Below are 20,619 nucleotides of genomic sequence, written 5' to 3' on the forward strand. Positions count from 1 at the left end.
TGTCTCTCAAGAGGAAAGATCCATGTCCGATAATCGCATCGCCGTCCTCGTTCCGGGGAAGATACACCCGCGTGTCCTCGAAAGGCTCGGGAAGCAGTTCGATATCGTTTCGGTCGAACGCGATGGCGGCCCGAAGGTCGATGCGGAAACCGCGGCTCGCATCCGCGGCGTTGCCGTTGCGGGTGGCTTCGATGCCGGCTGGATCGATGCCTTTCCCAAGCTCGAAGTTATTGCCAATTTCGGCGTCGGCTATGACGGCATCGACGTCAAGCACGCTGCCTCCAAGGGCATTGTCGTCGCCAATACGCCTGATGTCCTGAATGACGAGGTTGCTGATACCGCGATCGCCCTGCTGTTGAACACGCTGCGACAGTTTCCCAAGGCGGAAAGCTGGCTGCGCGAGGGGCGCTGGGCAAAGGAGGGAGCCTTCCCGCTCTCGCCCTTTTCCATGAAGGGACGCCGCATCGGCATCAATGGCCTTGGCCGTATCGGCCTGGAAATCGCGAGAAGGCTGGAGCCGTTCAAGGTGAAGATCGGCTATCACACCCGTACGCCGCGCGACTCCCTGCCTTACGATTACTACCCGACGCTGAAGGAGATGGCGCAGTCGGTGGATACGCTGATTTCGATCGTGCCGAAGACGCCGGAGACGCATAAGGTCATTAACGCAGACATCCTCTCGGCGCTCGGGCCGCAGGGCGTGTTCATCAATGTCGGCCGCGGCTGGTCCGTCGATGACGACGCGCTGATAACAGCCCTCGGCAACGGCACGCTGGGTGCTGCCGGCCTCGACGTCTTCTACGACGAACCGAATGTCCCGGCCGGATATCTCTCGCTGCCGAATGTTTCGCTGCTGCCGCATGTGGCCTCGGCCTCGGTGCCGACGCGCGATGCCATGGCCGATCTCGTTGCCGACAACATCATCGCATGGTTCGCTAAGGGTGAGCCTGTGACGCCGGTGCCGGAAACGCCGGTTAAGCCGCGCGGCTGATCATATGGCTTTTTGCGGATACGGAGCGAGTGCGGGCCGCTCCTTGCTCGCAGCATAATCGCGCACGGCATCGCCGAAGGCGGTGAAGAGCTTCAGCGACGGCGAATCTGTCTCCGCCCAATATTCCGGATGCCATTGCACGCCGACGGCAAAGGCCTTGGCTCCGATAACGGAAACGGCTTCGATCGTGCCGTCCTCGGCCAGCGCTTCCACCTGCAGTCTCGGCGCGGTATCGGCGATCGCCTGGCGATGCAGCGAATTGACACGCACTTCACCTGACCCGACGACACGGGCGATGCAGGAGCCTTCCTTGACAAAGACGCTCTGGCGGATCGAATACATCGTATCACGATCGACATTCGGCGGCTTGCGGTGATCCCAGATGCCCGGCTGGTCCTGGATTTCGCTGGCAAGCGTGCCGCCAAGGGCAACATTCAGTTCCTGAATGCCGCGGCAGATAGCGAGCATCGGAATGGCCCGGTCGATGGCGCGGCGGATGAGCGGCAGCGAAGTCGCGTCGCGCGCCGGATCGAAGGGGCCATCGCTATACCTTGCTTCTTTTCCATAGAGAGACGGATGCACATTGGTCGCCGAACCGGAAACGAGCAGCCCGTCGACCCTGTCCAGAATGGCGTCGGCATCATTATCATACTCAAGTGCGGGAACGATCAGCGCCATCAATCCCGCAGCCTTCACGGCAGCGCGTACATATTGCAGCTGCACCGCATGCCAGCTGGTGCCATCGAACTCGCGGATATCGGCGGGAATGGCGATGATCGGTCTGGGCATGCAAGGCTCCGAAGGCTGCAGACATTTGTTCATTGGACCTCTGGACGATCATGATGTCGATCCGAGGGCGACTTGCGCCTTGCGAACTTACGCGAATACGGCCCGGCCGGCAACGCGCAGAGGTTTTCACAAGGCTTTGTGTCGGCTCGCTACGCCGATGTACAGGAATCGCCATAATGCGGTGCAAGAGCAAACTTGAAAGACCGGGTGCGGCATGGTTAGCTCCATCGCTTGCGCCGTGACGGGGACGCGCCGTTCCCCAGTAATGCCGTCCGTATGGGAGAATTCGATGGATCGCCGTTCCTTCATCAGGCGGGCAGGAGCTGTTGGCGCAGGTGCTGCCGCTTCCGCGCTTGCGAGCCCGGCCCTTGCCCAGGAATATCCGAAGATCACCTGGAAGATGACCTCCTCCTTCCCCAAGAGCCTGGATACGATCTATGGCGGCGCGGAAGATATTGCCGCGCATGTTTCCGATGCGACCAACGGCAATTTCGTCATCCAGACCTATGAGGCCGGTGAGATCGTTCCTGGTGCACAGGCTGCCGATGCGGTCAGTGCCGGCGCCGTCGATGCCGCGCACACCTGCTCCTATTATTTCTGGCAAAAAGATCCGACCTATGCCATCGGCACGGCGCTGCCATTCGGCCTCAATGCCCGGCTGACCAATGCCTGGTTCTACCAGGGCAACGGCAATAAGCTGATGAACGAGTTCTATGCGACCCAGGGCATCTTAGGGCTTCCAGCAGGCAACACCGGCGCGCAGATGGGTGGTTGGTTTCGCAAGGAAATCAATACGCTCGACGATCTCAAGGGTCTGAAGATGCGTATCGCCGGCCTGGCCGGCAAGGTGATCGAGAAGATCGGGGTTGTCCCGCAGCAGGATATTGCGGTCAACGGTGTCTATGATGCGCTGAGCAAGGGCACGGTCGATGCGGCCGAATGGGTTGGCCCCTACGACGACCTGAAACTCGGTCTGCAGAAGATCGCCAAATACTATTATTATCCCGGCTGGTGGGAAGGCGGCGCCGTGGTGCATGCCTTCTTCAATCTGGAAAAATGGAATGCCCTGCCGAAAAGCTATCAGGCAATTCTCGGCGACGCCTGCGCCTTCGCCAACACCAACATGCTGGCGAAATACGACGTCAAAAATCCCCAGGCGCTGAAGGATATCGTCCAGCAGGGTGTGACGCTCAGACCTTTCAGCCAGGAGATCATGGAGGCCTGCTTCCAGGCAGCCAGCGCGCTTTATGCCGATCTCTCCAAATCAAACGATTATTTCAAGCGCATCTATGAGGATCAGGTCGCCTACAAGAAAGATGCCTATCTTTGGATGCAGCTTTCCGAGTATACTTTTGATACCTTCATGATGATCCAGCAGCGGGCGGGGAAGCTGTAATCGTATTTCATAAGTCTTTTGAGATATATCGTTTTCTTTATTAGTGATTTAAATATTATATTCGCCTTACGGGGAACTGAGAATCATTACGCCAGTGCAGTGCTGATCATAATCCTGCTTCAACTTAAGCTGCCGCTTGATTGGAAAAGCTGTCCGAATGGGCTCTGTTCGGGCAAGTAAATTTTAAAGGGTTTCCACTAGGGTGTCCGCCGCATCAGGGGAAGTCTGAATGAAGCCTCCAAGCCCGGACACCGTGCCGACGGATGTTTATCTGTCGTTCGTCAGTTCGCTTTTCGGAAATCGCAAAACGCTCATTACGGGCGTGTTCGTTCACATCCTGACATATACCCTCGTTTTCCTGAGCACGCATGCCGGCATCTATCTAGTCTTTTGCGTGGCTTTTGCGGTTGTCTTTGGCTTACGCATCCATTTGTTCCAACTGTTCGACGCCGCGGACAAGAATGATCTTACGCGCGCCGATATTGCCGGCTGGGAAACGCGCTATGCGATCGGCGCGGCGGCGACGGCAGCGATCCTCGGCATCGGCAGCGGCTATGCCATCCTCATCCTGCAGAATCCGCTGGCGGAATTCATCTGCGTCGCCGTCACGATGGCGTCGATGGTGTCGATTGTCGGCCGCAACTATGGTTCGCCCCGGGCGGTCGATCTTCAGATTCTGGGCTGCTGCGTGCCGATCATCATTGCCTGTCTGCTGTTGCAGCAGCCTTACAAGGCAATCGCCTCCCTCATGCTCATTCCGTTCGGGCTGACGACACGCGCAATGGCGAATGGCATGCGCGAATTTCTCTACCGGAACATCATCGCTTCGCGCGAGATATCGCTGATGGCCGACAGGTTCGACACTGCGCTAAACAGCATGACGCACGGGCTGTTCATGCTGGATGCCCAGAACCGCATTCTGGTCGTCAATCGCAAGGCATGCGAGCTCCTGAATTTTGCCGATCCGCAGCGGCTCAAGGACTGCGAATTCGATGTCGTTCTACGCTACGGCGCGCGCCACGCCTTCATCGACGGATCGCTGCCCGGACTCATCCAGCGGCAGCTGGCACAGCTCGTCAGCGGCACGCTGTCGCGAACGCTCATTCAATTCAACGAGGATCAGTTCCTGGAATTTTCGGCCAGCCGCCGCGCGGACGGGATCGTGATTCTGATTTTCGAAGACGTGACGGTGCGTATTCGAGCGGAGCGCAAGATCCTGCATATGGTGCGCTACGACCCTTTGACGGGGCTGCCGAATCGCGAATATTTCATGGATCTGGTCAAGGAGAGGCTGGCTGCGCGCAAGCGGGAAAGCCGCATCGGGATTCTGGTCCTCGATATCGATGACTTCAAGCACGTCAACGATACCAAAGGGCATGTCGCCGGGGATCGCCTGCTGGTCGCCATAGCCGAGCGCGTGAAGCAGCTTGCCGGCACCGCAGCGATTGCCGCTCGTCTTGTCGGCGATCAATTCGTGCTGTTTTTTCCGAATGAAGACGATTTCCCGGATGTCGATGCCCGCATCCGCACCCTGCATGCGGCAATGGCCGGCACCTACAGCGTGGAAGACAGCAGTTTCCGGATTTCTGTCAGCGGCGGATACATGACCATGTCCAGCCGTGAGTTTCGCCCGGAGGAGTGGCAGATCAAGGTCGATCTCGCGCTTTTCGATGCCAAATCGCGGCTGAAGGGCGGCTGCAGTGCCTTCGAGCAGGAGATGGACGCACGCTATGTCGAGCGACAGAAGCTGAAGGATGATTTGCGCGAGGCGGTGGAAACCGGCAGGCTTCAGGCCGTCTATCAGCCGATGTTCACGCCGGATGGCTCCCGCATCGAATGCTGCGAGGCGCTTGCACGCTGGATTCATCCGGAAAAGGGCTCGATCCCGCCCGATCTTTTTGTGCAGGTTGCCGAGGAGATGGGCATCGTTGCCGGCATCACTCGCTTCATGGTCAACCAGGCCTGCAAGGATTGCGCTTCATGGCCTGCGCCGCTCGCAGTCTCCGTCAATCTCTCGGCACAGGATCTGCGCAATGGTGAGATTGTCAAAATCGTCATGGCGGCGCTTGATACGTCAGGATTGGAGCCATCCCGCCTGCATCTCGAGGTTACTGAAAGTTGCCTGATGGATGAGGTGGCGACTGTTCGCTCCATCCTCGCTGATCTGCGTGCCAAAGGCATCACGATTGCAATCGACGATTTCGGAACGGGGTTTTCCAGCCTCAGCTATCTCGATACGCTGCCTGTGGATGTCGTGAAGATCGATCGGTCGTTCGTTCGTGACATCACGACGGATAGCCGCCGTTTCAAGCTGCTATGCGGTATCGTCGATCTTTCCCGCGCACTCAGCCTTCATATCGTGATCGAAGGTGTCGAGACGCTGGAGCAGCTGGCATTGGTCGTCGAGCGGAACCTGGCGGATATCATCCAAGGCTATGTATTTTCGCCGCCGGTGCCGCAGGAACAGGTCGTCGAGAAAGTGGCCAGTCTCAACCGGCGGCAGCCGGGCGCGGGCAGAATCTTGCCGTCCGATGTCACGACCTAGCCGGGGTCTTCGTTTCGATCCGGCCGTATTCGAAATCCGCCGGCGATTCCGTCAGCCTATGCACGCCTGCGACCTTCTCGTGCATTGCATTTTTCCCCGCTTTGTGTAACCCCTCGGTAGAGGAAATTGGTTGCGGTGGTCCCGTTGCGGATTGTTACAACTTTTGAGGACGAGCTCCAGCTGGCAGTTATATCGTCTGTCGGCGGAGAGGATTGAGGGGAGAATTCTGAATGGCCGAACATCATACTGGACCCGCCGAAGTGGGTGCTCCCATGGACTATAAGGAGCATGAGAAGACCTATAATCTTTTCATCTCGGGCGCCAAGGTCGGGTCTGCGATCGTTGCCGCATTGTTGATCGCCATGGCGGCGGGTTTCTTTGGTCATGCCGGTTTCCTCGGCGGCGTCCTGATATTCATCGTTCTGACCATCGCCAGCGTCGTCCTGTTGCGCTGATATTGCAGCGCTGATCGATGCCGGGCCGATCGCCCGCGCTTTCCCATGATTCTGCAGGCTACAGCGCCGCCGCATTCAGGAGCGGCGCCGTCTGATGCGAGGTGTCGTCGTTGAGCAATCTGGTTTTCGTGGCCAAGGAAAGCGTGGCGGAGGAGACGCGTGTTGCGGCTTCCGTCGAGACGGTAAAGAAGATGAAGAACCTGGGTTTCGACGTGGTGATCGAAGCCGGTGCGGGGACTTTATCGCGCATTCCGGATACCGAATACGAAGCCATCGGCGCCCGGATCGGCTCTATCAAGGATGCGAAGGCGGCGGATGTCATCCTCAAGGTGAGACGCCCGACGAGCAGGGAGATCTCCGGCTACAAGAGCGGCGCGATCGTCATCGCCATCATGGACCCCTATGGCAATGAGGCTGCTCTTGCCGAGATGGCGCGCGCAGGGCTGACAAGCTTCGCCATGGAACTGATGCCGCGCATCACCCGCGCGCAGTCGATGGACGTCTTGTCGTCGCAGGCCAATCTCGCAGGGTATCAGGCCGTGATCGAGGCTGCTGCCGTCTATGACCGGGCACTGCCGATGATGATGACGGCAGCGGGCACGGTTCCGGCGGCAAAGGTCTTTGTCATGGGTGCTGGCGTTGCCGGGTTGCAGGCGATCGCCACCGCACGGCGCTTGGGCGCGCTCGTTTCGGCGACGGACGTGCGGCCGGCTGCGAAGGAGCAGGTCGCTTCGCTCGGCGCGAAATTCATCGCGGTCGAAGATGAAGAGTTCAAGGCGGCGGAGACTGCCGGCGGCTATGCCAAGGAAATGTCGAAAGAGTATCAGGCGAAGCAGGCGGCGCTCGTTGCCGATCACATCGCCAAGCAGGATATCGTCATCACCACGGCGCTCATTCCGGGGCGGCCGGCGCCGCGCCTTGTCGGGCGCGACATGCTGAAGGCGATGCGCCCCGGCGCCGTGGCCGTCGATCTCGCGGTCGAACGCGGCGGCAATATCGAGGGGGCCGAATACGGCAAGATCGCCGATGTCGAGGGTGTCAAGGTGGTCGGATATCCCAACATGGCCGGGCGGATCGCGGCCAGCGCCTCGGCCCTCTATGCCAAGAACCTCGTTACCTTCCTGGAGACGATGGTCGACAAGGATACGAAGAGCCTTGCCCTCAACCGCACCGATGAGCTGATCAAGGCGACGATGCTGACCGACGGCGGCGAGGTCGTGAACCCGAATTTCGTCGATCCCGACCAGCCGACGATCAAGAAGGGAGATCTCTGAGATGGCCAGCCAAGCAATGGACCAGGCACTCCAGCAACTGAATGATGCCGTTGCCGCCGTTACGGCCGCTGCAGCACAGGCGCCGGAGGTTGCCAGTGCCGCAACCGGTGGAGCAATCGATCCTTTCGTCTTCCAACTGGCTATCTTCGTGCTGGCGATCTTCGTCGGCTATTATGTCGTCTGGTCGGTGACGCCGGCCCTGCATACGCCGCTGATGGCGGTCACGAACGCCATCTCCTCGGTCATCGTCGTCGGTGCGCTGCTGGCCGTGGGCATTTCGGCGAGCGGCCTTGCCACGGGCTTCGGCTTCGTGGCGCTGGTTCTCGTCTCGGTTAATATCGTCGGTGGCTTCCTTGTCACCCAGCGCATGCTGGCGATGTACAAGAAGAAGGACAAGTGAGGGCGGCATGCTGAGCAATATCGCGGCTTTCCTCTATCTCGTCTCTGGCGTTCTGTTCATCCTGGCGCTGCGCGGCCTGTCGCATCCGGCCACCAGCCGGCGCGGCAATCTCTACGGCATGGTCGGCATGGGCATTGCCATTGCCACAACGCTGGTGCTGGCGACGCCATCCTTCGGCGGTTTCGTGCTGATCGTTCTGGGCCTTGCTATCGGCGGCGGGGCAGGCGCCTATATTGCGCGCGTCATTCCGATGACCTCGATGCCGCAGCTTGTCGCAGGCTTCCACTCGCTGGTGGGGCTGGCGGCCGTCCTCGTAGCGGCTTCGGCGCTCTATACACCGTCGTCCTTCGGCATTGGTGAGATCGGCCATATCCATACGGAAGCCCGTATCGAGATGGCGATCGGTGTCGCGATCGGCGCGCTCACCTTCACCGGTTCGATCATCGCCTTCCTGAAGCTCGACGGACGCATGTCCGGCAAGCCGATCCTGCTACCGAACCGCCATATCATCAATGCCGCTTTGCTCGTGCTGATCGTAGTCTCCATCATCAGCCTGGCGGTGAACGAGAGCCATCTCGCCTTCTGGGCGATCGTTGCGCTGTCGTTGCTTCTCGGTGTGCTGCTGATCGTGCCGATCGGCGGTGCCGACATGCCCGTCGTCGTCTCGATGCTGAATTCCTATTCTGGCTGGGCTGCCGCCGGCATCGGATTCACGCTCGGCAATCTCGCGCTCATCATCACCGGCGCGCTCGTCGGGTCCTCGGGTGCGATCCTGTCCTATATCATGTGCAAGGGCATGAATCGCTCCTTCATTTCGGTCATTCTCGGCGGTTTCGGCGGCGAGACGGCCTCGGGCGGGGCCGACAATTCCGACAAGACGGTGAAGCTCGGTTCGGCCGAGGATGCCGCCTATCTGATGGCCAATGCATCCAAGGTCATCATCGTGCCGGGCTATGGCATGGCGGTGGCACAGGCCCAGCATGCGCTGCGCGAAATGGCTGACAGACTGAAGGCGCATGGCGTCGAGGTGAAATATGCCATCCACCCCGTTGCCGGCCGCATGCCCGGCCATATGAACGTGCTGCTCGCCGAGGCCAATGTACCCTATGACGAGGTGTTCGAGCTCGAGGACATCAATTCGGAATTCGCTCAGGCCGACGTCGCCTATGTCATCGGCGCCAACGACGTCACCAATCCAGCGGCGCGCGACGACAAGACGTCGCCAATCTACGGCATGCCGATCCTCGACGTCGACAAGGCGAAAACCTGCCTCTTCGTCAAGCGTTCGCTCGGCTCCGGCTATGCCGGCATCGACAACACGCTTTTCTACAAGGACGGCACGATGATGCTGCTCGGCGATGCGAAGAAAGTGACCGAGGAAATCGTCAAGGCGATGAACGAGTAGGCTGCCGCTGCGCCCGCAAGAGCGGTGTTTCTGTTCTCAGTTCCTTTGACGTTCCATCATGCTGCGTGGTGCGGTCAGTATCCAGACGAGGCCAGCCGGGCGGAAATCGACCTCGACATGGCCGCTGAAGGATGCCGCGGCATGGGTTTTCGTGACGGTGGTGCCGAAGCCGGTATCGCTCGGCGGCTTGACCGGCGGACCGCCACTTTCGGTCCAGACGAAGCGAATCTTGGTGCCGGTTTCAGCAGCTTCGTTCGTCCATTCGATGGTGATCTTGCCCTCCGGCGCGGACAGCGCGCCATATTTGACCGAATTGGTGGCGAGCTCATGCAGGACCAGGCCGAGATTCTGCACCGCTTCCGGCTTCAGCAGGAAGTCATTGCCGAGAACGTCGAGTTGCTGAGGTGCCTGCAGGAAAGTCGCGAGATGGATGTCGATCACGCGGCGAAGCGACACGCCGGACCATTGTTCGCTGGTCAGCACCTCGATCGAGCGCGCCAGGCCTTCCAGCCTGTCGGCGACCGCTCGCTGGAACGTATCGACGCTGTCGGTCTGCCGTGCGAGCTGGCGCGTCATTGCCTGTGCGAGCGCCAGCAGATTCTTGGTGCGGTGGACGAGCTCGTGCATGACGAAATGCAGCCGGTCCTCGGTGACGCTGCGGTCGAAGGATGCGTTGGAAAGTGCAACAGCCACCTGGTTTGCCTCGATGACGCTGGTGTCGACCGGCGCCACGATCTCGCCGCGACCCATGCGATCCGCCATGTCGGCAATATCCTGTATGGTGGTGCGCACCTGACGCGCCAGGGCATAGACCGCAATCAGCGCAACCAGCAGCAGCGTCACGCCGCCATAAATCAGAAAGCGCCAGGTGCTCATCAGCGAGGCCTGCGCAGAGGCGATCGGACCCCAGACGACGGCCTTCCAGGACCAGCCTGAGATTTGCGCATAACCGAGCACCGCGTTCGGCAGGACCTTGTCATCCTGATAGACGCCGCTGGATGCGATCAGTTTCGGCAGGATGTTCTTATTGAATGCGTCGCCCGGGGCGAGGGTCGTTGGGCCACCGGCGGCAACGACATGTCCGGATTTGTCCAGAACGGCGGCAGACCAGCCGGGGGGCAAAGCTTCCGTCGTCACGAGCTTGGCCAGCTCGTCGGCATCCTGTGTTACCGCCAAAGCGGCGCCGGCTGGCGAATGTTCGAGGGGTAGGGTGACGTTGTAGACCCAGCGGCGGGCGGTCGAGCCTATGAAGACATCGGATGCCTCGATGCGGCCGGAGTTCAGTGCCGATTGAAGCGCGGCGATGTTGCCGGTCTTGCCGAGTGGCTTGCCGAGCGGCCAGCGGGTATTCAGCCGGAGCTGGCCATCCTTTTCCATAAGCAGCACGAAAAGCGAATCGGTGCGCAATACCGTTTCCGTGCGGGCGAAGAAGGTGGCGATGTCATTGCGCTCAAGTTCCGGCGAGGAAGACAGGAGGCGCAACGTCGTCGCCATGTCCTGCAATTGGCGATCGATGACGCGCGAAAGCGCCTGCGCATCCTGAACCGTGTCGCCCTTCAGAGCATCGCGTTCATTATTCTCGAGTTGGACCAGAAGCAGCGCGACGAAGGCGAGAATAGGCAAGGCAATCGCCAGGGCTATGGCGATCAGATAGGCACCAATCGACGCTTTCGGGAAATGCGGCTTCCTCATGGGGCGATCAACCGATCGTGCCTCCATAAGGGTCCGACGCGCTGGCAAACGCGAAGAGAATGGTATTGGTCATCATGCCAAGCGCCCCCGTGCCCAGATCATCGAGCTACATGCTCGCGAAGCGCCATGTTAGGGCTGGGTAATTTTCCTTGCAACATCTGAAAAGTCATTATTGCGAAATCGTAAGCGATCTCGGGTATTTACGACTGTGGCAATGCATCCCTGAAGTTGCGGTGACAGGCCTTGTGTCCGAGCTAGGCAAAGCGTGAGAGGCGGAAGGGTGCTAGCTCGGGAGCTTCGCCACCATCGACGATTTCCTGCGCGGCGAGCAGGCCGACGAGCGGCGCCAGCGTGACGCCGGAGTGGAGAACTGCGAGGTAGAGGCCAGGTGCCGCGCCGACACCACCCAGAACCGGAAGACCGTCTTTCGGCGTCGGGCGATAGCCGATGGTGTAGAAATCAAGCTCCAGTGCTTCGCCGCCTTTCAATGTCGTTTTGACCCTGGCGAAAAGATCGTCGGCTGCCGCTTGTGGATCGCTGCCGGGATCGGTGCCGCCGAAGTCGCCGCCGGCGATGATTTGCCCTTCTGCCGTCTGGCGCAAATGCAGTTCCGGTGCCATCACCAGACCATTCAGCATTTTCTGCACAGGGCGGGAATGGACGATAAGCCCTGGAGGCGTTTCCAGCGGCACGAGAACATCCGCCGAGGCCGCAAGTGCCGGCGTGCCCGCACCGGCGGCCAGAACGACATGATCGCCCAGTATCGGTCCTTCGCTCGTTTCGATCCCGATAATACGCTCGCCCTCTCTGAGCAAGCCCCTGACCTCGACGCCGGATAATAGCCTTGCGCCCCGACTGCGGGCGTCCTCCAGCAGCAGCTTGGTGGCGGCAACAGGTTCGACGGCGCCTTCCTCGGCAACATGCAGGGCATAATCTGGCGGATTGGCGAGGTTCGGTTCGATCATCGCGCTCGTCGCTCGGTTGACCGGCTGTATGCCATAGCCCCAGCCATGGTGCTGAGCTGCATAGGCGTCGAGCTCCGCCTCGGGCAGATCCCAGGACAGGCCACCGCACCAGGACAAGGGAAGACCCGGCAGGTCGTCTTGTAGCCGCGACCATTCGGCCATCGATCGGCGACGAAGCTGGAAATAGAATTCCGGATTACCCCAGCTCGCATTGATCCAGGCAAAGGAGTTCGGAGTTGCGACGCCGCCGGTCTTCTGAGCGACCACCGTCACGGATGCGCCCTTGCGACTCAGATGCCAGGCAATGGAGGCACCGATGATTCCGGCGCCGACGACGATGACTTTTTGTGGGGAGGGCATGTCTTTGTCTCGCTTGAATGGGTAAGCCAAGACTACAGCATGTCGCGCAAAAGTGCGCAGCGGTTTTGCGCGACATGCACAAAGTCGAAGATCTAAAGCGCCAGAAGCGAATTGAAGGATCGCGATGCGCTTGGCCTTTGCCGAGGCAAAGGAAAGCCGCCGGGCAGGAATTGCCGGCGGCTGAATGTTCCGTTTCGCTATGCTTCTATATCAGGAGCCGGCGCCGACGCGTGCCAGGCCATCTCTGGCGGGCTGGTAGTTCGGATCGAGGTTGACCGCGTGCTGATAGGAGCGGCGGGCTTTCGCCTTGTCGCCCTTGCGCTCATAGACGAAGGCCTGGTTTGCCCAGGATTCGGCGAGCTTGTTGTTCAGCTCGATCGCATGGTTGAAATCGGCAAAAGCATTGTCGTCGTCGTTCTGCGCGAGATAGGAGATACCGCGGCTGTTGTAAGGCTCCGGCGAGTTCGGCGACAGCGAGATCGCCTTGGAGAAATCGTCGATCGCCTTATCCTGCTGATTGCGCTTCTGGTAGATCACGCCACGGCCGTTATAGGCGCGGCCGTCCGTGGTGCCGAGGCTGATGGCCTTCGAATAGTCATTGAAGGCATCGTTGTCGCGGCCGGCTTGGCGGTAGAGATTGCCGCGGCCGATATAGGCGACATCGTAATTGCCGTTGATCTGCAGCGCCGCGTTATAGTCCGCAACCGCTTCCGGCAGCTTGCCCATGTTGCGATAGATGAGCGCGCGGTTGGCATAGGCCTGATAGAACTTCGGATTGAGCTGGATCGCCTGATTGAAGTCGGCAAGGGCGCGGTTGAAATCACCGCCGCGGCCATAGGCCGTGCCACGTACATTGTAGCCTTCCGGATCCTGCGGATTGGCATTGATGACCGACGTCAGCGAGGCGATATTTTCGGACGAGCCTTGCGCCTTGTCGATCTGGATCACGTTATCTGTCGTGGCAGTCTGGCAGCCCGAAAGGCTGATTGCGGCAAGTATCGCCAAGGCAGGCAGAGCCGCGGCGCGCTTCGAAACGAATAAGGAGAGATTCGAAGTGCGGAACTTTACGGAAGTCGTCATTGCCATTATCGGGTTCGCTTTCCCCATGCGTCATATCAGGCTGTTCTGATTTAATCCGATTTGCGTAGAGAATAAATCAAAAAGGCGGCGGCGAACGACTCGCCCCCGCCACACATGCATCTGAAAACGTCGAAAAAACGGCGATTACTTGGCAACAAGGCCTTCGCGCTGAGCGCGCTTGCGAGCAAGCTTGCGAACGCGACGAACAGCTTCAGCCTTTTCGCGAGCACGCTTCTGCGACGGCTTTTCATAGTAGTCGCGCATCTTCATTTCGCGGAAAATACCTTCGCGCTGCATCTTCTTCTTGAGAGCGCGGAGAGCCTGGTCGACATTGTTATCGCGGACAAGTACCTGCACGAGAATCACGTTCCTTTGGTTTGGTTGATGCCAGCGGCGACGGCAGCGCCAGGAGGCAAAAATATAACGTTCGCGCAGCCGCAGCCTTGCGATTGGTTAGGCGAGATAGCAGATCGGTTTGTCAAAGTCTAGCCAGATCGTGAGTTTGCAGAGGAAAAAGCTAGTTGTCGAGTACCGAATTCAGCCGGCCGCGTCTGTGACGCTTCATCGAAGCTGTTGATTAAGCCATAGGCCGACCCCGATCTTTGCGACATTGACATGCTTATGTGAGTATGTCGGATCACATTCATTCGTGTGCTGCGGCGATTGCATCATCTGAAGCAACGGTTCGGAGCAAGGGGAATCACCTTATGAAATCGCTCGGCTTTGCTGTCGTCGGAAGGCCGTTTGTGCCAACCATACTGGCCCTCATTGTTCTTGCTGGGGCGCTCGCGCCTGTCGCTGCCGGCGAAGTCCGCTTTGGCAAGAATGTGCGGGTCGGCGGCCACGATTTTTCCAATCAGACCTTTGACAACAAACACCGGGCGAGAATTTACCTTTACAAGGGAAAGCCGCGGAATGAGGGATGTATCTGGCGCAAGGATAGCGACGGGGCGCGGGTGAAGATCTGCCATCTGCAACGCAAATAGATCTGCCAAGCAGTCATGGGTAGGCCACTCGGCTGATTGGCAATTTTAACCGTGTCGAAAGACGGTCCCTAATGCGTCGCAAAAGAGCCGTTGTGTCGGTTTTGGATTTGCGATTTGTATGCCCCATAAAGATGGGCGTCTTGCCTGAAGGAGTTGAGGGCGAATGCGTAAATACTCGGTTTTTGCCGTGGCACGGGAAGCGATGCGGGCTCACAAGGGCTGGGAGGCTCAATGGACCTCGCCGGAGCCGCGCAAGGAGTATGACGTCATCATCGTCGGCGCCGGCGGCCATGGCCTGGGTGCGGCCTACTATCTCGCCAAGGAGCACGGCATCACCAATGTCGCCGTCATCGAAAAGGGTTGGCTCGGCGGCGGCAATACCGGCCGCAATACGACCATCATCCGCTCGAACTATCTCTATGAAGAGAGTATGCACATCTACGAGCATTCGATGAAGCTCTGGGAGGGGCTGTCTCAGGATCTCAATTATAACGTCATGTATTCCCCGCGCGGCGTGATGATGCTGTCGCACAATGTGCATGACCAGCAGTCCTTCAAGCGGCATATCCATGCCAACCGTCTCTATGGCATCGACAATGAATGGCTGACGCCCGAGCAGGCCAAGGCTTACTGTCCGCCACTCGATATTTCGAAGATGGCGCGCTATCCGATCAACGGTGCCGCCCTGCAGCGCCGCGGCGGCACGGCGCGCCACGATGCGGTTGCCTGGGGCTTTGCCCGCGCTGCTTCCGATCGCGGTGTGCACATCATCCAGAATTGCGAAGTGACCGGCATTCGCCGCGGGCCTGATGGCCGCGTTACCGGCGTCGAGACGAGTAAGGGTTTCATCGGCGCCAAGAAGGTCGGCGTTTCTGCAGCCGGTCATACCACCGTCGTCATGCAGATGGCCGGCGTGCGCGTGCCGCTGCAATCGAGCCCGCTGCAGGCGCTCGTTTCCGAACCGCTGAAGCCGATCTTTCCCTGCGTCGTCATGTCGAACACCGTGCATGCCTATATCTCGCAGTCCGATAAGGGCGAGCTCGTCATCGGCGCCGGCACGGATCAGTATAATTCCTACAGCCAGACCGGTGGCCTGCAGATCATCACCCATACGCTCGACGCGATCTGCGAACTCTTCCCGATGTTCCGCCGCGTGAAGATGATGCGCTCCTGGGGCGGTATCGTCGACAATACGCCGGACCGTTCGGCAATCCAGTCGAAGACGCCGGTGCCTGGGCTCTACGTCAATTGCGGCTGGGGCACGGGCGGCTTCAAGGCGACGCCGGGTTCGGCCAATCTCTTTGCCCATCTGATTGCCCGCGACGAGCCGCATAAATTCAACGCCGGCCTGACGCTGGATCGCTTCCGCACCGGCCGCCTGATCGATGAGGCGGCGGCCGCCGCCGTGGCACACTGATGCCGGCCGCGGTTGGGATCGTTCTTGCCGCAGGGCTTTCCCTGCCGGCCGGAGAGATCGCGACCGAAGTCAGCGATCTTATTCCGGGGGTCAAGGATTTTCGCATGCAGGTGATCCACAAGGCAAAGGATGAGGCCGACTGGCCCTTCGTGGCCGAAAGCGGCGTGATTGCCTGCGCCAAGGTGCTGAATAAGCCAACGGTCTATTTCGTGCCGGACCAGACACCCGAGGCGACCAGGGCGTTTGCGATCGACACTGATCTGCTGGGCATGAGCCTGGTCAATCTGGGGATGACCAACGTGCTGAAGCGCTATGGATCGCTGGAGGCGCTGCTGAAGCGCATAACACCTTTCGTCATCATGGGACGGCAGCTTTGCGCGCAGCCTCCCGGCACAAGCCTTACAGGCTCCGAGCTTTAACACAGGTAGAAAACGATGCTGCTGATTTACTGCCCCTATTGCGAGGAAGAGCGCTCGGAACTCGAATTCCGCAACGCAGGCGACGCACATATCGTGCGGCCGGCCAATATTGCCGGGATTTCGGATGAGGAGTTCGAGGAGTATTTCTTCCTGCGCGACAACCCGAAGGGGCTGATCTTCGAGCGCTGGCGGCACATCCATGGCTGCGGCCGTTTCTTCAATGCGGCGCGCGATACCGTGAGCGATCACTTCTACCGAACATACAAGGCGGGCGAGCCGAAGCCCGACCCGGCGACGCTCAAGCCTGGCGCTTCCGAGCCGGCGGCGCAGCAACAGAACGAACAAGAACAGACTGCACAAACAGAGGGATTCGTTGAATGAGCGGCGCCAATCGTATCGCGGGCAAGGGACGTCTGACGCCGGCCAGAACCGCTCGCTTCACTTTTGACGGCAAGACCTATACCGCGCTCGAAGGCGATACCGTCGCATCGGCGCTGCTTGCAAATGGCGTTCATCTGGTCGGTCGGTCCTTCAAGTATCACCGTCCGCGCGGCATCCTTTCGGCCGGAGCCGAAGAGCCGAACGCGCTGCTCGATATCTCGCGCGATGCGGCGCGGCGTCAGCCGAACGTACGCGCCAGCGTGCAGGAAGTCTTCGACGGCATGAAGGCGCAGTCGCAGAACCGCTGGCCGTCGCTCGCTTTCGATATCGGCGGCGTCAACAATCTGATGTCGCCCTTCTTTGCCGCCGGCTTCTACTACAAGACCTTCATGTGGCCGAAGTCGGCCTGGAAGCATATTTATGAGCCCTTCATCCGCCGTGCCGCCGGCCTTGGCGTCGCGCCGACGGAAGAAGATCCGGATCACTATGCCAGCCGCTATGCCCATTGCGACGTGCTCGTCGTCGGTGCCGGCGTTGCCGGTCTTTCAGCGGCACTTGCCGCTGCCGAAACCGGCGCCAAGGTCATCCTCTGCGATGAGCAGCCGGAGGTCGGCGGCGCGCTTCGCTTCGATACCGGCATCAAGATCGACGGTGTGGAAGGCTATGAGTGGGCGCAGGTGACCCTCGCCAAGCTCAAGGCGATGCCGAATGTGCAGGTGCTGACCCGCACGACGGCCTTTGGCTACTACAATCACAATTTCTTCGGTCTGGCCGAACGTGTGACCGATCATCTGGCGAAGCCGGGGCGTGATCTGCCGCGTGAGCGCCTGTGGCAGGTCCGCGCCAAGCGCGCCATTCTTGCGACCGGCGCCATCGAACGCCACATGGTGTTTCCGAATAACGACCGTCCGGGCATCATGCTCGCCTCGGCCGCGCGTGCCTATCTCAACCACTATGGCGTCGCCGTCGGCGCGAAGATCGGTGTCTACACGGCGCATGATTCAGCCTATGAGGCCGCCTTCGATCTCAAGCGTGCCGGTATCTCCATCGCCGCCATCGTCGACAGCCGTGCGCGTCCGGGTGAGGCGGTTCTCGCCGAAGCAAAGCGGCTCGGTATCGAGGTGATGACCGACTATGCCGTCGTCGATACCTCAGGCAAGCTGCGCGTTTCCTCCATGACTGTCTCGCGCAACGGCAGCTCCGCCACCCGCAAGATCCCGGTGGATGCCCTGCTGGTTTCGGCGGGTTGGACGCCTTCCGTTCATCTCTTTTCGCAGTCGCGCGGCAAGCTGAAATTCGATGCTGAGAAGCAGCGTTTCCTGCCGGGCACCTATGTTCAGGATTGCCTTTCGGTCGGTGCCTGCAACGGCACGGATGGGCTGCAGGCGGCGATCGAGGAATCGCTGGCCGCCGGCGAGCTGATGGCACGCGCCACGGGCAGCACCAATGGCGGAGAGAAGATCCAGCTCCATGCAGAACAGGCTTTCGAGTGGACCGGCGGCATGATCGGGGCTGCTGAAGGCGCCGGGCCGGACACGAATGCGAAGGCTTTCGTCGATTTCCAGCACGACGTCTGCGCCAAGGATATTCGTCTTGCCGTGCGCGAAGGCATGCATTCCATCGAGCACATCAAGCGCTTCACCACCAACGGCATGGCGTCCGATCAGGGCAAGCTTTCCAACATGCACGGGCTGGCGATCGCCGCCGAAATGCTTGGCAAGGATATTCCGCAGGTCGGTCTTACCACGTTCCGTGCGCCCTATACGCCCGTGACCTACGGCACGCTCATCAGCCATTCGCGCGGTTCTCTCTTCGATCCCGCTCGCAAGACGCCGATGCATGCCTGGGAAGAGGCGCATAGTGCGATCTTCGAAGATGTCGGCAACTGGAAGCGCGCGTGGTTCTATCCGCGCGCCGGCGAGACCATGCACCAGGCCGTCAATCGCGAGTGCCGCACGGCGCGCGAAGTGGCCGGCGTGTTCGATGCCTCGACGCTCGGCAAGATCGAAGTGGTCGGGCCGGATGCGGCTGAATTTCTGAACCTGATCTACACCAATGCCTGGGATACGCTGAAGCCCGGCCGCTGCCGCTACGGCATCATGACCCGCGAGGACGGTTTCGTTTATGACGACGGCGTCGTCGGACGTCTGGCCGAGGATCGCTTCCATGTGACCACCACGACCGGCGGTGCGCCGCGCGTGCTGCATCACATGGAAGACTATCTGCAGACCGAGTTCCCGCATCTGAAGGTGTGGCTGACATCAACCACGGAGCAATGGGCCGTCATCGCGGTCCAAGGACCGAAGGCGCGCGAGGTCATCGAGCCGCTCGTCGAGGGCCAGGATCTGTCCAACGAAGCCTTCCCGCATATGAGTGTCGCCGAGTGCAGGGTTTGCGGCGTGCCGGCGCGGCTGTTCCGCGTCTCCTTCACCGGTGAAGTCGGCTACGAAATCAACGTGCCGGCCGATTACGGCCAGTCGGTATGGGAAGCCGTCTGGGCTCGCGCCGAACCGCTCGGTGCCTGCGCCTACGGCACCGAGACCATGCACGTGCTGCGCGCCGAGAAGGGCTACATCATCGTCGGCCAGGATACCGATGGCACAGTGACACCCGACGATGCGGGCCTTGCCTGGGCTGTCTCCAAGAAGAAGACCAATTTCGTCGGCATTCGCGGCCTGAAGCGGCCGGATCTCGTCAAGGAAGGCCGCAAGCAGCTCGTTGGCCTCGTCACCCGCGATCCGAAGGTGGTGCTGGAGGAGGGCGCACAGATCGTCGCCGATCCAAATGAGCCGAAACCGATGACCATGCTTGGCCATGTCACTTCCGCCTATTGGTCCGAGAATCTCGGCCGCTCCATCGCTTTCGCGCTCGTTGCCGGCGGACGCGAGCGCATGGGCAAGACGCTCTATGTGCCCATGCCAGACAAGACGATATCAGTCGAGGTGACGGATCTGGTGTTCTTTGACAAGGAAGGAGGCCGGATCAATGGCTGATCTCGCTACCCGCAAACTGCCGCTCGCCGGTCGCCACGGCGGCTCCTCGACCGTTCGGTTGACGCCCGCAGCCCCCGCAAGCCGCATTTCGCTGCGCGCGCCTGCCGATTCCGTCGGCGCTCTTTCGCAGGCGCTTGGCCTGGAACTGCCGACCCGGCCGAAGACTTCGGCCAGCGGCAATGGGCGTCATATCCTGTGGCTCGGCCCGGACGAATGGCTTGTCATCGACGAAAGCGGTGCCGAGCTGGTCGGAGTGGCTGGATCGTCTGGCGTGTTGCACTCGGCGACCGATGTCTCGCATCGCAATACAGCCATCATCGTGTCCGGCCCAGGCGCGGAAGCGACGCTTGCCGCCGGCTGCCCGCAGGATGTGTCGCTGAGCGCATTCCCCGCCAGCGCCTGCTCGCGCACACTGCTCGGCAAGGCGGAAGTGGTGATCCTGCGGCTCGACGAGGAGACATTCCGCGTCGAGGTTTGGCGCTCCTTCTCCGATTATGCTTTTGGCCTTCTGGCCGAAGGTGCGGAGGATGCCGGCCTTTAACCCTCTTCCGGCCGATCCTTCGGGTCGAACTGCGATATGGTCGTCCATGTCGCAGTCAGTGCCGGCTTGCGTTCGTTTTCGATCTCGACCGTCACGTCATAAGTCAGCATCAGCATATTGGCGCCACGCAGCCGCGTTTCGGCGAGTGTGAAACGTCCTCGCACCCGTGCGCCGCATTTGACCGGGGACATGAAGCGGATCTTCTCGAAGCCGTAATTGATGCCCAGGGTCTGTTCGTGGATTTTCGGCAACGCGCTGTAGTTCATCGCTGAAAGCAGCGAGAGCGTCAGGAAGCCGTGGGCGATGGTGCCGCCATAGGGCGTTTCCGCCTTGGCGCGTTCGGGATCGACGTGGATGAACTGGTGATCGAGCGTCGCATCGGCAAAAGTGTCGATCATCGTCTGGTCGACTGTGATCCAGTCGGAAACGCCGATTTCCGTTCCCGCAAGCTTCATGATCTCAACAAGCGAAATTTCGCCGGGCATGCCGTCCTCGTCAGTCTGTGTCGTCAGAGCCCTTTCTGGCGAATC

Annotated in this window: 19 protein-coding genes; 13 read left to right on the top strand and 6 right to left on the bottom strand. The window is 60.2% G+C overall.

Going from position 1 to position 20,619, the window contains the following annotated elements; genetic code table 11:
* The first annotated feature begins 22 nt into the window (after positions 1 to 22).
* Positions 23 to 991: a 2-hydroxyacid dehydrogenase gene (locus PH558_RS00790; RefSeq protein WP_285201719.1), complete on the top strand. Its 969-nt coding sequence runs from the start codon at positions 23 to 25 to the stop codon at positions 989 to 991.
* Here the strand turns inward: PH558_RS00790 and PH558_RS00795 are convergent, their stop codons facing one another.
* Positions 992 to 1,780 carry a gamma-glutamyl-gamma-aminobutyrate hydrolase family protein gene (locus tag PH558_RS00795; protein WP_285201724.1) on the bottom strand — a complete coding sequence of 263 codons (789 nt, stop codon included), beginning with the start codon at positions 1,778 to 1,780 and terminating at the stop codon, positions 992 to 994.
* A 289-nt stretch (positions 1,781 to 2,069) separates the two neighbouring features.
* On the opposite strand from PH558_RS00795, the gene PH558_RS00800 reads away from it, so the two are divergent.
* The 6 genes from PH558_RS00800 to PH558_RS00825 all read left to right on the top strand — a co-directional run bounded on the left by PH558_RS00800 (position 2,070) and on the right by PH558_RS00825 (position 9,255).
* The gene (locus PH558_RS00800) at positions 2,070 to 3,176 is read left to right on the top strand and encodes a TRAP transporter substrate-binding protein (RefSeq protein ID WP_095435833.1); all 1,107 of its coding nucleotides are present in this window, start codon (positions 2,070 to 2,072) and stop codon (positions 3,174 to 3,176) included.
* A 229-nt stretch (positions 3,177 to 3,405) separates the two neighbouring features.
* Positions 3,406 to 5,721: a putative bifunctional diguanylate cyclase/phosphodiesterase gene (locus PH558_RS00805; protein WP_285201732.1), complete on the top strand. Its 2,316-nt coding sequence runs from the start codon at positions 3,406 to 3,408 to the stop codon at positions 5,719 to 5,721.
* Positions 5,722 to 5,951: 230 nt separating this feature from the next.
* On the top strand, positions 5,952 to 6,176 hold the full coding sequence (locus tag PH558_RS00810; RefSeq protein ID WP_041677669.1) for an aa3-type cytochrome c oxidase subunit IV: 225 nt from the start codon (positions 5,952 to 5,954) through the stop codon (positions 6,174 to 6,176).
* Between the two features lie 110 nt (positions 6,177 to 6,286).
* Entirely contained in the window at positions 6,287 to 7,450 is a 1,164-nt protein-coding gene (locus tag PH558_RS00815) for a Re/Si-specific NAD(P)(+) transhydrogenase subunit alpha (RefSeq protein ID WP_113408307.1), read from the top strand.
* Between the two features lies 1 nt (position 7,451).
* Positions 7,452 to 7,850 (top strand): NAD(P) transhydrogenase subunit alpha part 2, encoded by a 399-nt coding sequence (locus PH558_RS00820; RefSeq protein ID WP_095435830.1) that lies wholly within the window; start codon positions 7,452 to 7,454, stop codon positions 7,848 to 7,850.
* A gap of 10 nt (positions 7,851 to 7,860) precedes the next feature.
* Positions 7,861 to 9,255, top strand: coding sequence for an NAD(P)(+) transhydrogenase (Re/Si-specific) subunit beta (locus PH558_RS00825; protein WP_285202715.1), 1,395 nt, complete (start codon positions 7,861 to 7,863; stop codon positions 9,253 to 9,255).
* A gap of 36 nt (positions 9,256 to 9,291) precedes the next feature.
* Here PH558_RS00825 and PH558_RS00830 read toward each other — a convergent pair whose 3' ends face one another.
* The 4 genes from PH558_RS00830 to rpsU all read right to left on the bottom strand — a co-directional run bounded on the left by PH558_RS00830 (position 9,292) and on the right by rpsU (position 13,709).
* On the bottom strand, positions 9,292 to 10,947 hold the full coding sequence (locus PH558_RS00830) for a sensor histidine kinase (RefSeq protein ID WP_095435829.1): 1,656 nt from the start codon (positions 10,945 to 10,947) through the stop codon (positions 9,292 to 9,294).
* A gap of 254 nt (positions 10,948 to 11,201) precedes the next feature.
* Entirely contained in the window at positions 11,202 to 12,272 is a 1,071-nt protein-coding gene (locus tag PH558_RS00835; RefSeq protein WP_285201764.1) for an NAD(P)/FAD-dependent oxidoreductase, read from the bottom strand.
* Between the two features lie 210 nt (positions 12,273 to 12,482).
* Positions 12,483 to 13,358, bottom strand: a complete 876-nt coding sequence (locus PH558_RS00840; RefSeq protein WP_095435827.1) for a tetratricopeptide repeat protein — start codon at positions 13,356 to 13,358, stop codon at positions 12,483 to 12,485.
* A gap of 138 nt (positions 13,359 to 13,496) precedes the next feature.
* A complete protein-coding gene (rpsU, locus tag PH558_RS00845) occupies positions 13,497 to 13,709 on the bottom strand; it encodes a 30S ribosomal protein S21 (RefSeq protein WP_004117638.1) in 213 nt (70 codons plus the stop codon).
* A 350-nt stretch (positions 13,710 to 14,059) separates the two neighbouring features.
* On the opposite strand from rpsU, the gene PH558_RS00850 reads away from it, so the two are divergent.
* The 6 genes from PH558_RS00850 (at position 14,060) to PH558_RS00875 (ending at position 20,089) form a co-directional block, all read left to right on the top strand.
* Complete coding sequence (locus PH558_RS00850) at positions 14,060 to 14,338, top strand: hypothetical protein (RefSeq protein ID WP_285201775.1); 279 nt, start codon at positions 14,060 to 14,062, stop codon at positions 14,336 to 14,338.
* A gap of 163 nt (positions 14,339 to 14,501) precedes the next feature.
* Positions 14,502 to 15,755 carry a sarcosine oxidase subunit beta family protein gene (locus PH558_RS00855; RefSeq protein WP_285201781.1) on the top strand — a complete coding sequence of 418 codons (1,254 nt, stop codon included), beginning with the start codon at positions 14,502 to 14,504 and terminating at the stop codon, positions 15,753 to 15,755.
* Positions 15,755 to 16,174 (top strand): hypothetical protein, encoded by a 420-nt coding sequence (locus tag PH558_RS00860; protein ID WP_285201788.1) that lies wholly within the window; start codon positions 15,755 to 15,757, stop codon positions 16,172 to 16,174. The genes PH558_RS00855 and PH558_RS00860 overlap by 1 nt, the downstream gene beginning before the upstream one ends.
* A gap of 15 nt (positions 16,175 to 16,189) precedes the next feature.
* Positions 16,190 to 16,555 carry a sarcosine oxidase subunit delta gene (locus PH558_RS00865; RefSeq protein ID WP_069613296.1) on the top strand — a complete coding sequence of 122 codons (366 nt, stop codon included), beginning with the start codon at positions 16,190 to 16,192 and terminating at the stop codon, positions 16,553 to 16,555.
* Entirely contained in the window at positions 16,552 to 19,548 is a 2,997-nt protein-coding gene (locus PH558_RS00870; protein WP_285201800.1) for a sarcosine oxidase subunit alpha, read from the top strand. The genes PH558_RS00865 and PH558_RS00870 overlap by 4 nt, the downstream gene beginning before the upstream one ends.
* Complete coding sequence (locus tag PH558_RS00875; protein WP_285201802.1) at positions 19,541 to 20,089, top strand: sarcosine oxidase subunit gamma; 549 nt, start codon at positions 19,541 to 19,543, stop codon at positions 20,087 to 20,089. The genes PH558_RS00870 and PH558_RS00875 overlap by 8 nt, the downstream gene beginning before the upstream one ends.
* Here PH558_RS00875 and PH558_RS00880 read toward each other — a convergent pair.
* On the bottom strand, positions 20,086 to 20,574 hold the full coding sequence (locus PH558_RS00880; RefSeq protein WP_095435821.1) for a MaoC family dehydratase: 489 nt from the start codon (positions 20,572 to 20,574) through the stop codon (positions 20,086 to 20,088). The two genes, PH558_RS00875 and PH558_RS00880, sit on opposite strands and share 4 nt — an antisense overlap.
* Positions 20,575 to 20,619 lie beyond the last annotated feature (45 nt).

The sequence above is a fragment of the Rhizobium pantanalense genome, assembly GCF_030182525.1.
Taxonomy (GTDB): Bacteria; Pseudomonadota; Alphaproteobacteria; order Rhizobiales; family Rhizobiaceae; genus Rhizobium.

Excerpts from the sequence above, each read along its gene's own strand:
- PH558_RS00790 (WP_285201719.1), top strand. The coding sequence starts at position 23 with ATGTCCGATAATCGCATCGCCGTCCTCGTTCCGGGGAAGATACACCCG.
- PH558_RS00795 (WP_285201724.1), bottom strand. The coding sequence starts at position 1,780 with ATGCCCAGACCGATCATCGCCATTCCCGCCGATATCCGCGAGTTCGAT.
- PH558_RS00800 (WP_095435833.1), top strand. The coding sequence starts at position 2,070 with ATGGATCGCCGTTCCTTCATCAGGCGGGCAGGAGCTGTTGGCGCAGGT.
- PH558_RS00805 (WP_285201732.1), top strand. The coding sequence starts at position 3,406 with ATGAAGCCTCCAAGCCCGGACACCGTGCCGACGGATGTTTATCTGTCG.
- PH558_RS00810 (WP_041677669.1), top strand. The coding sequence starts at position 5,952 with ATGGCCGAACATCATACTGGACCCGCCGAAGTGGGTGCTCCCATGGAC.
- PH558_RS00820 (WP_095435830.1), top strand. The coding sequence starts at position 7,452 with ATGGCCAGCCAAGCAATGGACCAGGCACTCCAGCAACTGAATGATGCC.
- PH558_RS00830 (WP_095435829.1), bottom strand. The coding sequence starts at position 10,947 with ATGAGGAAGCCGCATTTCCCGAAAGCGTCGATTGGTGCCTATCTGATC.
- PH558_RS00835 (WP_285201764.1), bottom strand. The coding sequence starts at position 12,272 with ATGCCCTCCCCACAAAAAGTCATCGTCGTCGGCGCCGGAATCATCGGT.
- PH558_RS00840 (WP_095435827.1), bottom strand. The coding sequence starts at position 13,358 with ATGGCAATGACGACTTCCGTAAAGTTCCGCACTTCGAATCTCTCCTTA.
- PH558_RS00850 (WP_285201775.1), top strand. The coding sequence starts at position 14,060 with ATGAAATCGCTCGGCTTTGCTGTCGTCGGAAGGCCGTTTGTGCCAACC.
- PH558_RS00855 (WP_285201781.1), top strand. The coding sequence starts at position 14,502 with ATGCGTAAATACTCGGTTTTTGCCGTGGCACGGGAAGCGATGCGGGCT.
- PH558_RS00860 (WP_285201788.1), top strand. The coding sequence starts at position 15,755 with ATGCCGGCCGCGGTTGGGATCGTTCTTGCCGCAGGGCTTTCCCTGCCG.
- PH558_RS00865 (WP_069613296.1), top strand. The coding sequence starts at position 16,190 with ATGCTGCTGATTTACTGCCCCTATTGCGAGGAAGAGCGCTCGGAACTC.
- PH558_RS00870 (WP_285201800.1), top strand. The coding sequence starts at position 16,552 with ATGAGCGGCGCCAATCGTATCGCGGGCAAGGGACGTCTGACGCCGGCC.
- PH558_RS00875 (WP_285201802.1), top strand. The coding sequence starts at position 19,541 with ATGGCTGATCTCGCTACCCGCAAACTGCCGCTCGCCGGTCGCCACGGC.
- PH558_RS00880 (WP_095435821.1), bottom strand. The coding sequence starts at position 20,574 with ATGCCCGGCGAAATTTCGCTTGTTGAGATCATGAAGCTTGCGGGAACG.